Below are 12,832 nucleotides of genomic sequence, written 5' to 3'. Positions count from 1 at the left end.
GGGGTGACCATATTCAGCCGTAATTGTACTTCCGAACTATAACTTGAGAGCACTTATTTTGCCGCAGAGCATCAATGGATTCTGTAGAATTCGTTGCAGACTTTCCCTATTTGCTTTGAGAGGATCATTTCAGTTGGGGCTAATTGGACAGGCTCGCGTTTATCCGAACCTGAACCCTTCGGCGGCAGTCCCGGTGGATCGCGATCAGATCTTCTCCCTTAGCAGTTTTGCAGATAACTACCGGATGCGACGGGGCAAAGAGCACGGGCAGTATGTGCCGAACGCCAGGTTCACGTTTGTGAAGCTGACCAGCGGCGAGACGCTGATGCACCAGCGGTTTCGGCATCCAGTGTTGGCAGAGGGGCGGCCGGTGTTGTATGCGGGCGAGGCTTACTTCAATAACGGGAAGCTGGACTGGTGGAGCAATGGCAGCGGGAACTATCGGCCGGATGCAGACCATGCGGAGCAGGCAGGATTGCCGGTCGATCAGTTTTTTACGCATGATCAGATTATGAAGGGCGCGCATAGGCAGGCGAAGCTGCAGGCATTCCAAACCGGGCAACCCAGCGAATCGGCTTTGCAGGCCATCGGCAACACGATGCGAGCCTATGGGGCTCCGCCTGTTTATCGACCGCAAACAACATTGCCATTGCAGGGGAAGATGAAAGCTCCATCCGTCTTCCAGCCAGCAATGGGAAGGGATCGACGTGCAGGTTCGGTGCAGATAAATCCAAGCAGCCCTATACAGGATAGGATGGGCGCTCCGCTAATGTATCGTCCCGTCGCGGCGGCGCCGGTACAGGGTAAGCACGCAGTAGTTGCGCGACAGTTACCGCCATTTGCTGTGCAGTCGCGTCTCGGCCTGATTCAAGCAAAGGTTCAACTCAAAGGCGGTGCGATCGTCGGTCCAAGTACCGGTTCGGCGACCGCTGTGAAGCTGCTGGATAAGTTGCAGAATGACTTACAGTGCACCACACATGGGAGTCGTTACAAGCGGGCGAAGGAGTTGATCGGAGACGCCAAGACCTTCGAATTTGAAGGCTTCAAGCATTTTTCAGACTTTGTGCACGACCCTGATGACATCGAACCGCCGAGCATCAGAGTCGATAATGATTTGGCGGAAGCAGTAGACGACTGGGCGATGGATCTGGGGGATGAGTTCAAAGGGAAGCACATTCCTTTTTCGGGGTCGCGGGTCTTTGCAGTTTCATACTCTCAAGGAGATATGACGCTCAACGTGATGCAGAACGGAGCGACGGGGTATGTCGCGAAGGCCAAGCAAAGCGTTGTGAAGCTGTGGGAGCCTCCGGTTACGGGAATGGAGTATTCGTTTCCAAGTAATACTAAGGCGATGGTGGGGAAGATCGGAAAGGTTAGACCCACGTTGCTAGCCAGCAATGCGCATGCCGAGGTTAACGAATACATTCAGCATGCGATCTTTTCTCATTTAAACGGACACACGCCGCATGATGTGAACTTGGCCGTGGGGAGCGATATTGCACATTGCGCCGAGTGCTGGTGGGCTGCATGGGCAATGATAACGAAGAAGGGCGGTACGTTCGTCAGCTCCAGCAAATGCGAAAACAAGTTGTTCGAGCGCTGGCGCGAGCCGTGGGTCGGTTTTTACACGGCCTACGGAGCAAATCCATTTCGAGATGGAACCGGAAAGCTGAAGAGCGGCTTAACCAAGGGCGTTAACCTTGCGTACGTGCTGAATTCAAAGGTCGGGACGAATATCTATGGCTAAATGGCCCCGAATTAGCCAGCTTGCTCTTGCCTATTTGTCGACACTTTCGCAAATGAGGGGCTCGGCTGTCGATTGATTGTTGTGGTGCGTCCTCTATGAGTTGATGCCCAGGCTTTGCTATGAGCGGAACGACATCCGGTGGTCTCTCTTTAACTAATAAGAAACATTCTTAGCGTAGGCGCTCTTCTCCACTGGTTCGGGCGATAACGAAGGAGTTGATGCCTGCATAAAGGCTGAGAATCTCCTGCAGCACAGTCCCGAAGAGATGCATGCTCTCTGCCAATGATTCTGAGGCAAAGTGGAGTGTGACCTCGTGGCCCTGTTGGAAGCTCTTCCAGGGGTGAGTGTCACGGCGGCGGGTTACCTTACGGACGGTCATTTTTTCGATGCTGTCGATCTGGCGCTGGGTGGCGGGAGAGTTGGAGAGGCTGTAGAGGGAGAGGATCTTCTTGAAGGCTTCGAGGGAGGCGGGGTCGTTTGAGAGAGACAATTGGTTGAGGCTGAGATTCGAGATGAGTGCCCAACGGCTAGACCCGCCTAGCGGAGGGTAGCCACTGGGAGTTGGCTTGAATAGGCAATGGATGTAGGAGATCGGCCCGGGCTCCTCGGTCTGCAGACGGGCGTTCTCAGGCAACTGCGAGGCGAGGTTGCGGTTGGTGCAGAGTAGATGGGCAAAGACCGTTTCGGCAGGTGGAAGGTTTGGATTGAAAGCGAGATCGACGAAGGAGAGCAGCACGTCGGTTCCAGAGAGACCGGCGCGCTCGGTGAGGATACGGCGCGCGTACCAGAAGGAATCTCCGGCGGAGGTACTGCCTGCGGTGCTGTAGAAGGGGCGCAGGCGTCGGCTATCGTCTGCCGGATCGGAGGTGGAGGAGACAGCGATGATTGAGTGGACCTCGGTGGTAGGATCGCGGCGAGCATCGGGAACAATGCGGTAGTCGGTACGAGTGTGATCGAGGCGGATGGGTTCGCTGGTTCGCCGAAAGAGGTTGACGACTGGGGTGCAGCCAAGGGAGAAGGTGTCGAGTGTCACCGGAATGTTGTGGCGAGGCGTGGTGTCGAAAAGTAAGAAGATGTCTAGGTCAACGATAGAGGGATTGCGATTGAGGCCAGAGAGATCAAAGAAGAGGAACTTTTCGGGAAGCCAGAAATACTCCTGAAGGACGCGGTAAGCAGGATGGGACTGCTCGGGATTCGGGATAACGTCGTCGTCTGGGCCGAAACCTACGGGTTTGAGGTTAGAGAGCGGAAGGGAGACGAATCGGTTGGTGATCCGGTCGTGTAGGACGATACCAGTGCAGTGGCGAAAGAGCAGTTGGTAGAGTGTGCCTGTGATATAGCTGGCTCCGTTGAGATGGAAGCGCAGGCTGGAGAGTTCGAGGTCGGAGAAGGTAGCGCCGCGGGATTCGAGACGGAGACGCAGAACGCTGGAGGTTTGAGCGCTGGCGTCGAGGAAGTCGTATCGGGCCTTTGGGACGAAATCTGCTTCGACGACCTGCAAGGGCCAAAGCGTTGTTGGGTAGGAGGTGCGGAAGCGGCAGGTGAGACCGTTAGTTGTTTGGGCGAAGAATTCCGCATGGCGCGGGACGGTGTAGCCAGTGGTCAGCTTGCCGCGAGCAGGGTCGATGACGATACGGGCGATCGTCATCGGTGGGACAGGATTGACCAGGTTGGGATAGAGCAGACCCAGAAGGGCGGTAGTAAATTCGGAGAATTCGCTGTCCAGGCGACGTTGGATGCGGGACGTGAGGAAGGCGAAGGACTCGATGAGGCGCTCGACGTGTGAGTCAGAGGAGCCGTCGCGTGAGAGTTCGAGGCGCTCGGCGATCTTGGGGTGCTGGCGGGCGAAGTTCTGGCCAGCGATACGGAGGTAATCGAGCTCCTCGCGAAAAGCGGCGAGGGCTGCAAAGCGGTCATCCATGTGGGTCAAAGGGAAGAATCTCGGGAGCAATGACTTCTACTTCTCCGTGACTACCTTGGCGAAGGACAGAGAAGGTGATCGGTTCGGTGTGGTTGCCAAGGCGGACTTTGCCGGAGATGGAAGCCAAGAGCTGGAGCGAGTTGCGAGGTTCGCGCACGAAGGCAATTGTGACCTCTTCGAGACGAGGTTCAAAGTGTTGAATGGCTTGGCGGATCGTTTCGACGAAAGGCCGTTGGGCGAGTTCGTCGTCGGCAGAGATATGGGAGAAGTCGGGAATGCCATAGTCGAGCACGGTGAGGTGAACGGTGTTTGCGGGTCGGTTGCTCCGAGTGTTGAGCAGGCGGCTGAGATCGCGCGCGATGGAGTCAAAGAGCGCTGCCTTGCTATAGATACGGAGAGGATTATGTTCGTTCTGCACCTCCGGGGTGCTGTCGACCAGACGGTCGAAGAGCGGTACCCGGAGGCCTAGAACGGGTTTTGGCTGGATGCTCAAGCGGTCGCGTTGGTGGCGAGATTCCACTTGGCGCCACCCACTCCCTTGTCACCCGCGTCAGCAGTCTGAACCTTGTAGTCCCAGCTGATGGAGGTGTAGTTGAACGTTACGGTCTCCTGCGGTTTGCCGCCGCCGCCGCCGCCGACTGAGACAGAAGAGACCAGAGCATTGGTCAGGGTGTAGCTCATGTACTGGTTGACCTTGCCGCCCTCGTTTTGGCCGATGATGAGCTTGACGGTGGGCAGGATTGTGGCCTGGTTGCAGCAGTTGATCAGGCTGGCGGTGGCCAGATCGAGGTATTTGGTGATGGTAAAATCCTGGTGGTTTGGCTTGCCTGAGGTACGTTTCTGGTTGCTTTGGTCTCCGGTGATCTGCTGGGCGACACCGTGGCTATATGAGAGGATTTCGATCTTTTGGGCAAAGTCGGTGAGGGTGCATTCGCCGTTGATGGTGCCGCAGTCGAGAATGAGTACGTCCATGGATGCTCCTAATGATCAAGCATTGATTTGCAAATGGTGGGGACGCCGACCCGCTTTACGAAGCAAGGTCGGCTAATGGGTGAGCTAGGCTGCGGGAGCTGGAAGCTCAGCGACCAGACGGATAGAGACGGTCAGTTCGTCGAGCTGGAAGTGAGGCTTGAGGAAAACGACCGCAGTGTAGCTGCCCGGTTTTCCGGGGATGTCGAAGACGTCTACACGACCCTCGCGGAGCGGGTAGGCGGCTTTGACGTTCTGAGGTGCGTTGTCGTTGAGGAGGATGTAGTCGGAGAGCCATGTGTTGAGGTACTTCTGGACGTTTTCTTTGGTCATAAAGCTGCCAATCTTATCGCGCATGATGACCTTGAGGTAATGGGCGAAGCGTGAGGATGCAAGGATGTAGGGAAGCATGCTGGAGATGCGCGCGTTCGCGTTAGCCTCGCTGGTGTTGTAAACCTTGGGTTTGTTTGTCGTCTGGCCGCCGAAGAAGGCTGCCTGATCGCTGTTCTTGCGGTGACAAATGGCGAGGAAGCCGAGGTTGTTCAGTTCATTTTCGCGACGGTCGGTAATTGAGATCTCCGTAGGACACTTAAGTGCGAGGTCCCCGTCATCCGTCTCGAATACGTGTGCGGGAAGCCCTTCAATCAGCCCGCCACCTTCGACGCCGCGAATGGCGGCGCACCACTTGTACTTGGCGAAGGCATCTGTGATGCGCTGGGCGAGTGCGTACGCAGAGTTTCCCCATAGATATTTGCTGTGGTCCTTCCCGTCGACGTCCTCTACGAAATCGAACTCGTCGACAGGTACGGTTTTAGGACCGTACGGTAGCCGAAGCAGAACGCGGGGAAGGGTGAGAGTAACGTAGCGCGAGTCTTCGGAGTCGCGGAAGGAGCGCCACTTGATGAGTTCGGTGGACTCAAACTGTTTCGCCAGATCGCGAGGGACCGAGAGCTCAGTGAAGCTGTCCATATCGAACAGTGCGGGGTTGGCGGCGGTGAGGAAGGGGGCATGGGCGGCTGCAGCGACGTGCGAGATTTGCTCCAGCATGGCGACGTCCTGTGGGCTGCGACCGAAGTGGTAGTCGCCAACGAGAACGCTGAAGGGGTTGCCTCCGAAGGTGCCGTACTCCTCTTCGTAGATCTTCTTGAAGAGCGCGCTTTGATCGAACTCGGTGGCCTTTTCGAGATCGGCGAGGAGTTCTTTCTTTGAGGCGCTGAGCAGGCGCAGCTTAAGCATGGTGCCGGTCTCGGAGTTCATGACGAGATAGTGCAGGCCGCGCCATGCTGCCTCCAGCGCCTGGAAGGCTTCGGAGTGCATGATGGCGTTGAGCTGATCGCTGACGGTCTGGTCGATCTCGGCGATGCGCTGTTTGATACCGGCAAGGGCGCTTTGCTTGTTGACAGTCATGCCCTCATCGAGCACCTGGGTAGCATACTCGGACACGAGGGTCATGGCGTAGGGACGCTGTGAATCGTCGCGGATGATGCGGCCCTGGTCAATGACCCGATCCATGACGGTGACCGGAACAGTAGTGGTATCGGTTTCGGGCGTGTTAGCCATTGGTGACCTCCTCTTCGGCTGTGTTGCTGGCTTTGAGCTGCTTCAGTTCTTCCGGTTTGGCAACAACGTCGAGCAGGACGGAGTTCAATGCGTCGTTGCCGTCGAGCTTGGCAAGGAGATCGTTAAGGCGACGGCGCGACGCGAGGAGCTTGCGAAGACCTTCGACCTGCTCGACCAGATTGGCAGGGGTGAAATCCTCGATAGTCTGGAAGCTGAGCGAGACGGGCAGCGAAGAGGCATTCTTGTCGATGTGATTTGCCACCGAGATGGAGGCCGTTGGGGCAAGAGACTTCATGACCTCGTTAAAGTTGTCGCGGTCGATTTCGACAAATTTGCGATCTTTGAGTGGGACAGCGTTGACGGTTGCGCCGGTGAGATCAGACATGATGCCAACGACTAAAGGCAGTTCCTTTTTCTGAATGGCTCCGCCAATTTCAACGTCGTAGGTGATCTGAACTCTGGGGGGTCGAACGCGGTCGAGCTTATGTTGCGTACTTTCTGCCATGACTTCCTCCGTGGGCTATTTGTCGATCGAATGTGCGTCGGCTCCCTCAAAACGAAGCAGATGCCCTACATCTTTCAATGCAGCTTGGTCGTGCAACAGCTCCGGGAGAAGCTCCTTCAGGCTCATGCCTCCCCAGGCGATGGCGCGATGGAGGAGATAGGGGACCGGGCTGTGCGGCTCGAGGCGAGCGAGAAAATTGGCGATTTGGACGAGGGCCTCGTAGGCCTCTTCGCGAGTTTGAATGCTTGCACCGCTGTCAAAGTTCACTGACGCTGACGGCTTGTGAACGGCAGGCAGTAGGTCACTGCCGGTTTCAAGCGAGGTAATGGTCTCCTCGTGTGGTTGTGGATCGATTTCAGGAACGGCCGAAGCTATTGCCACGGACATCTCGTGGAGTACTGACCGAATGCGGAGGAGGCTACTAGACGCGGGGCCGTAGTAGCGGTCCAGCGCGGAGCCGAGCTGGTCGATGCTCTCGATTGCGTGCTGGAGCTCGTTCCACGTCTGGGCGATAAATTCAGGCGGAGTAAGTTGGATGCTCCGAGCAAGATGAGCATCCCCGGAGGGGACGTCATGTGGAGTCCCCTGGCGTCGCGCAGCCCGTTGGCTATGCTGCGCTGTTTCGATATCGGCGAGAGAGACCGCCGGAACTTCGGCGCCCTCGATGGGCGCAGTGAGAGGACGAAGTTTAATTGCTATCGAGAACTTGTCGTTCATCCACTGCAGGATGTTAAGACGGTGTTCAATCGCTGGGTCGGCACTGTCGAGAGGGAGAGGAGTGCCGCCTTCGAGAGCCTGCCGGGCCGACTCGGATGATGGGATCAACTCTACGAGGTAGAGTTCGTGCAGGTCTTCGATAAGACTGCATCCGCTGATAAAACCAGGCAGACCAAAAAGGTATAACCAGGCTTCGGCAAGCCATACAGCAATCTGCAGGTCCTTGGAACGCGTGGCAAGAGCACTACGACACAGTTCTTCGACAAGGTTCCAGTCAGCCTGCTGCGTGGCGCGCTGCCAGACTCCCTGCGATAGTGCGGCCTCCTGCCGGCGGGCGGTGGAGATTCTGTCGTAGACAGGGTCGTAACGGAGCGACTCGCCAGCAGGGGCGTCAGGGGTAATGGGCCGCATCAGAAGTTCACGGTCGTAGATAAGATTCGTCATCGCCCATTTCCCCCCTGTCGATTCAACGTCGCTCCTGACGGTGAGGAGAAGCTGTTTCCGCTCAATGTGGTTGGAGGAGTAAGAGAGGGAGCGGCTACGGGAAAGAAGTCACTCTGTATATTTTGTTTCTCTCCCGGGGTGGAGAGGAGGAGGCGAAGGAAGACCAGAGCACGGCTGGTGGCAACGGGTTGCAATCTTGCACTGTTGGCAGAGGCGGGTATTTCCGGGATTGAAAGAGCCAATGTAAACGGCTCGGTTGAATTAGGCCTGTCGTTCTTTCTCATGGACGGAGCAAAGGTGCGAATCATACGGAGTAGTGACCAGCTATCCTTGAATGCGTATGTGATGGTGTCGCCGAAGACAATAAGGTCATACCCTGAATGTGGTTGACTGGATGCAGGGGCCGGCAGATAGGGCGCGTCCTTAGCCCAACGGAGAGAAAGCCGCACTGGGTCACCCACGTTCCAATGAAGTTTGCGCTCGGCATCGGAGGCGTGGATAACGTCGGCGCCAACCTGAAGGGACCAGTCGATGATTTGGTTGCCGGCAATCTCCTGCTCGCGGTTGACCCGAAACGCGGGCAGGATGTCGAGCGAGGGTGGTTGTCCGGAGGTTGCGGTGCTGAGCAGAGTGGTGAACCAAGGACGCGTGGCCTGTAACTCAGAGAGAAAGATGTGGGCTTCAAGGGGGGTATCCGCGGTGGTGGACAGGAGATCGCCGAAGGCGTCATGCTGGCCGAAGACACCGGCTACGAACTCGGGATCTGCCTCAAGCAGGCTTGAGGACTCGAGCGTCGCGAAGGGGAAGCGACCAGCGAGATCACGGTTAAAGCGGGCTGCAAGCTGGCTGTAGCTGCGGTTGAAGCTTTCGGAGTAGATGGCCTGGCAGCGGAGAACGAGCGCGCTACGGAACTGCGCATTTTCGAGCGAGAAGTAGTCGGTCTGACGTGCAGTAGAAAAGCGGCCTGCATCACAGGACCGCGACGCCGCGAACTTGTCGGCGCCTGTGGCAATGAAGTCCTCGAGGAGTTGTAGAGAGTTGCCTGGACGCTTTGCTTTGTAATGGTCGACGGCACTGATCAGCCCTTGCCAACGGGAGAGTACTCGGCTGATGCGCGGAGGAAGAGAAACACGACTTGAGCGGAGAAAGTCAACCAAGGGAGCGGCGGAGGCAGTCAGTTCTTCAACGGTGTTACGTTGGGCTGCCAAGTAGGCGTCGATGGCGTCGGGGGTAGAAGCATCGAAGATCTGCGCGGAGGGTTTGCCATCGGCCGTCCAGCGCCTGAAGGCATCGGTGGAGACGCCATAAGGCCGTTCTGCATCGAGGGTCCGGTCGAAGGCGAGCAAAAGGTCGCCCGCCTCGTTGACCGAAGACTGAGTAAGCTGGACCAACGGAGCGTGTAGGTTAGATTGCTGAAGGACGGCGGCCAAAGAGGTGATGGTTCCGGCCACGTCGGCGAAAGCCTGCGCACGTTGATTGAGGTCGGAAAAACGAGCGCTGTTGCCTATAGGGCGAGCCGGCTGCATGGCCTGGTCGAGTGCGAGTTCTAGCGTATGCGAGAGTTGTTCAGAGGCGATGCGACTGAAGGCTGAACGGAGAGACACGGGCGCCTGATCGAGATCTTCGTTGAGATAGCGCTGGTAAATTGAAGGAAGGGTGGCAGCGGCTTCAAGCGAGGATTTGTTCCACGTGAACGAGCGCGGCGGGGACGGGTTGGAGAGGGAATCGCCAGCGTACGTGTAGTTCGACATAAAACTTAGGCTCATGAGATTTTCAAGTGCTACCTGCATCTTTTGCGCGTCATCGCTCAGCCCCAGCTTGCCATCGTCCACTTCTACGAGGTTGCCGGTAAGGGACGTGGCTATCTCATCTGTTGCGGATGCAAATCGGGCAAAACTTTCGGTGGCGTACGCGGACGCTTCATCGCGGAGCGTGGAGGTGAAGAGCGCATTGTTGGCAAATGGAATGACGGTCACGGCAGCCAGACTGGCCGGCATGATGAAATCTTCAGCTCCTGCCCACTGCAGGTCAGGTGCGTTGTATGTGCGGATAGTGGAAGAGAAAGAGGCACGGGTCTCAGACAGCTCCTGATAGGAGTGCCGGGAGGGGAGAGAGAGCGTCTTGATATGACCGGCCAGCTGTTCTGAGACCGTGCGTGTTGGATTATGTTCGATCCAGGCATCACATAGGTTTTGAGCGAGACTTAAGCCTTTGACGGAAAGCTTACGGCGTGTCTCGTCGTCGAAGTAAAGAGGAATCCAGTCAGCATCGTGAACGGCCTGATTGAAGTAGGGATTGGATACCTCGCTGTCGGAGACCGCGGAGCGTCGATGCTGAAGGTATCCGTCCAGATCGATGATCGAGCTAACCGGCAATCCGGAGTCGTGTTTGCTGAGCTTGTCGTAGATGGAGACGAACTGCTGCAGCTGTGACGTTTGCTGGATGAAGGCCTGCATCTGCAGGTATTCGGGAATCTGACTAAGGGATTCTGTCGGGGGCGCAATGTGATTTGGGGAGATGCCGGGGATATTCGGCAGAGGAAGGCGATAGGGATCAGAGAGTTGACGCATTCGAGCTTCGAGGCCCTGATGGAAGCGCTCGAGTATCAGGACGCGGAAAGCAGGGATCATCGCCAAGCGGATGGAAGTATTGACGTCGTTGAACCAAGAGGCCGGGATAAAGACGGAGCGGAATCCTTCGGTCTTGAAGCCGGCCATGGCGTGGATCAAGGTTTCGGCTCCGGCGTGCCGTCCGGTCGTGAATGCATCGTCCCCCATGCGAGGGGGAATCTGAAGATCGGTCTGGATGGTATCAAGCAGAGGAACGAGATGCTGCTGATCGACACTGAGGCGGTGATAGGCAAAGGCCGTGCCGATAGTCAGGACGGCCGCGATGGTCGCGCTAACGATTTGCAGGATCGTGCGTGTGTGGTCACGACTGGCGAAGTGCCTGGCAAGAGGGGTGGCGAGACCCTTTTCAGCGAAGATCCTTTTCAGGAAGAGGTCTTGGACGAAAGCAATCTGCAGGTCGGACCGCAACCAGGATTCAATCTGGTGTGCAGCCCAGGAATAATTCGCTGGTTGGCTATTGGATGTATCGCGTCCGTGAACGCCGACGGGCACGGAGACCGGTATGAGATGGGGACTGGCCGTGGAGGCGGGTGGCTGAAAGTCCATCGAGCCGCAGCAGTAGATACCGCGAAGCAGAGGTGGTGGGGTATGGTCGTTGCCACGCATGGCACGGCTTAGTAGAAGACGCAGGTTGGGGCTCAGGCTGAACAGTTCGCCAGGAAAGAAGAACATGGCATCGCGGCCAGGGCCAGGCTCGTTGAGGGCGAATAGTTCTCCCTGCTTGCGCTCGAGAGAGACTCGCATGGAGTCGATGCCCTCATCGACCCACTCCGGGTGAAACGCGATGGAGTCATTCTGGGGCTTGGACCAGCCGAAGATCTGTTGCAGCTCCTCCGGTATAAGTTCTGCGGTGAACTCGCTAAAGCCGGGGATAGCATCGCATTTGGTGAGAATGATGTAGATCGGGAGCTGAAAGGACAGCGTTTGAGTAATCTGCTTCAAGCGCTGCTGAATGAGAGCTCCACGTTCAACCAGAGCTGCGTGAGAGAGAGCTTTGGGGCCAGTCAGATCGCTGGCAGGTATGGCGAGGAGAATGCCGTCGAGGGGACGAGCAGGGCGATGATTGAGGAAGAGACGAAGCAGACGACGCCACGCGGAGGCGGATTCGACTCCGGAGGACAGAGCCCAGCCTCCGACATCAATTACGATTCCGCTATCAAAGAAACTCCAGGTGAAGCCAGCGCTATGTTCGAGTTGTATCTGTTCGTCGACTTGGTTAGAGAGGCTGGAGTCAGAGATAAGGCTACTCTTACCCGCACCAGCTGGGCCGAGCAGGAGGAACCAGGGCAGCGTGTAACGAATGTCCTGGCCGTGCGCACGGGCGCGCAGAATGTCGATTGCGCCGGAGAAGGCCGCGGGGAGCTCCGAAGCCAACGCAGGGGTAACGTCATCGGAGTCAGCAGTGGCCGAGGCAGTCGGGTCGGCGCTCAGCGCCGGTCTAGGGGCTGCAGCTCTCCGGGCGCGCCATCCAATATAGATGATGAGCACAAGGAGGAAGAGAAGCAGCAGGACGAGGCAGCCCCAGAGAAGGGGGATGACCCCGGGTGTGGCGAGGATGAATGCCGTCATCATCGGGTGGTCGCTCCCGAGGTTCGCGCCGCGGCCTGAATCCGTTCGACGCGAGCGGAGATGCCGGCTTCGAGATCGACCCAGAGCAGGCTGGAGGCGACGATCCACACGGCAAGCACTCCTGCGACTACGAACCACCAGAGGTGAGAGCTGGGGATGTGACGAGTCTCATCTTCGATGACGGTCGACTCGTAGGTCTGGAGAAAGACCGGTTGGGGCTTAAGTTCGCTAACGGGCTGACCGTAGATTTTGAGAAAGAGCTGTCGGCGATAACGGTCGATCTGGCGGCGGGGATCGGAGTTGCGGTAACGTCCTTTGAAGTCGAGAGCAAGCGCCTGGAAGTAGATCATGGCCAGGTCGTTGGTGGCGGAGCCGCTGGTGAGAAGGCGATCCAGCTTACTGAAGAAGAGATCGCCGGAGGCGTGGGAATGGAACAACTCCTCTTCCAGGAGGGACCATTGTTCGCGGCCAGACCACCGTGCGTTGAGGAGGGTCTCGTCGGCCAGTGTGGCCATAACGTACTCGGCCTCGCGAAAGATGCCGAAGCCAATGGTTCCACCAATGTCGCTGGTGCGCTGTGCCTGCTGTTCGAGCAGGGTAAGTAGGCTTTGACGGACCTCGTCGATGTGTGAGTCGAGCGCGGCGTTGGGAGTTATAGGCCGAGCGTCGTCCACGGGGTACGACTTCTCGACCAGTGCTTTCAAGCGCATGAGTTCGCTACAAAACTGGCGAAACTGCATGAGAAGCACGGAATTTTCAATCGAGTACAT

9 protein-coding genes are annotated in these 12,832 nt (G+C 57.3%); 1 reads left to right on the top strand and 8 read right to left on the bottom strand.

Features of this window, described 5'->3' with window-relative positions:
* Positions 1 to 133 precede the first annotated feature (133 nt).
* Positions 134 to 1,747 carry a hypothetical protein gene (locus BDD14_RS30080; protein ID WP_130425076.1) on the top strand — a complete coding sequence of 538 codons (1,614 nt, stop codon included), beginning with the start codon at positions 134 to 136 and terminating at the stop codon, positions 1,745 to 1,747.
* 169 nt (positions 1,748 to 1,916) lie between these two features.
* Here BDD14_RS30080 and tssF read toward each other — a convergent pair whose 3' ends face one another.
* The 8 genes from tssF to BDD14_RS30040 form a co-directional block, all read right to left on the bottom strand.
* A complete protein-coding gene (gene tssF, locus BDD14_RS30075; protein WP_242618398.1) occupies positions 1,917 to 3,668 on the bottom strand; it encodes a type VI secretion system baseplate subunit TssF in 1,752 nt (583 codons plus the stop codon).
* Positions 3,661 to 4,161, bottom strand: coding sequence for a type VI secretion system baseplate subunit TssE (tssE, locus tag BDD14_RS30070; protein ID WP_165420423.1), 501 nt, complete (start codon positions 4,159 to 4,161; stop codon positions 3,661 to 3,663). The genes tssF and tssE overlap by 8 nt, the downstream gene beginning before the upstream one ends.
* Complete coding sequence (locus BDD14_RS30065; RefSeq protein WP_130425070.1) at positions 4,158 to 4,640, bottom strand: Hcp family type VI secretion system effector; 483 nt, start codon at positions 4,638 to 4,640, stop codon at positions 4,158 to 4,160. The genes tssE and BDD14_RS30065 overlap by 4 nt, the downstream gene beginning before the upstream one ends.
* A gap of 84 nt (positions 4,641 to 4,724) precedes the next feature.
* Positions 4,725 to 6,197, bottom strand: coding sequence for a type VI secretion system contractile sheath large subunit (gene tssC / locus BDD14_RS30060; protein ID WP_130425068.1), 1,473 nt, complete (start codon positions 6,195 to 6,197; stop codon positions 4,725 to 4,727).
* Positions 6,190 to 6,702: a type VI secretion system contractile sheath small subunit gene (gene tssB, locus BDD14_RS30055; protein WP_130425066.1), complete on the bottom strand. Its 513-nt coding sequence runs from the start codon at positions 6,700 to 6,702 to the stop codon at positions 6,190 to 6,192. Before tssB ends, tssC begins: the two co-directional genes overlap by 8 nt.
* A 15-nt stretch (positions 6,703 to 6,717) precedes the next feature.
* Positions 6,718 to 7,863, bottom strand: a complete 1,146-nt coding sequence (locus tag BDD14_RS30050; RefSeq protein ID WP_130425064.1) for a type VI secretion system protein TssA — start codon at positions 7,861 to 7,863, stop codon at positions 6,718 to 6,720.
* On the bottom strand, positions 7,860 to 12,065 hold the full coding sequence (locus BDD14_RS30045) for a type VI secretion system protein (RefSeq protein ID WP_130425062.1): 4,206 nt from the start codon (positions 12,063 to 12,065) through the stop codon (positions 7,860 to 7,862). The genes BDD14_RS30050 and BDD14_RS30045 overlap by 4 nt, the downstream gene beginning before the upstream one ends.
* Positions 12,062 to 12,772, bottom strand: coding sequence for a DotU family type IV/VI secretion system protein (locus BDD14_RS30040; RefSeq protein WP_165420422.1), 711 nt, complete (start codon positions 12,770 to 12,772; stop codon positions 12,062 to 12,064). The genes BDD14_RS30045 and BDD14_RS30040 overlap by 4 nt, the downstream gene beginning before the upstream one ends.
* Between the last annotated feature and the right edge of the window lie 60 nt (positions 12,773 to 12,832).

Source organism: Edaphobacter modestus (assembly GCF_004217555.1).
GTDB classification, from domain to species: domain Bacteria; phylum Acidobacteriota; class Terriglobia; order Terriglobales; family Acidobacteriaceae; genus Edaphobacter; species Edaphobacter modestus.
This window is presented reverse-complemented; position numbering and strand designations above follow the sequence as displayed.

Excerpts from the sequence above, each read along its gene's own strand:
- tssF (WP_242618398.1), bottom strand. The coding sequence starts at position 3,668 with ATGGATGACCGCTTTGCAGCCCTCGCCGCTTTTCGCGAGGAGCTCGAT.
- BDD14_RS30065 (WP_130425070.1), bottom strand. The coding sequence starts at position 4,640 with ATGGACGTACTCATTCTCGACTGCGGCACCATCAACGGCGAATGCACC.
- tssC (WP_130425068.1), bottom strand. The coding sequence starts at position 6,197 with ATGGCTAACACGCCCGAAACCGATACCACTACTGTTCCGGTCACCGTC.
- tssB (WP_130425066.1), bottom strand. The coding sequence starts at position 6,702 with ATGGCAGAAAGTACGCAACATAAGCTCGACCGCGTTCGACCCCCCAGA.
- BDD14_RS30050 (WP_130425064.1), bottom strand. The coding sequence starts at position 7,863 with ATGACGAATCTTATCTACGACCGTGAACTTCTGATGCGGCCCATTACC.
- BDD14_RS30045 (WP_130425062.1), bottom strand. The coding sequence starts at position 12,065 with ATGATGACGGCATTCATCCTCGCCACACCCGGGGTCATCCCCCTTCTC.
- BDD14_RS30040 (WP_165420422.1), bottom strand. The coding sequence starts at position 12,772 with ATGCGCTTGAAAGCACTGGTCGAGAAGTCGTACCCCGTGGACGACGCT.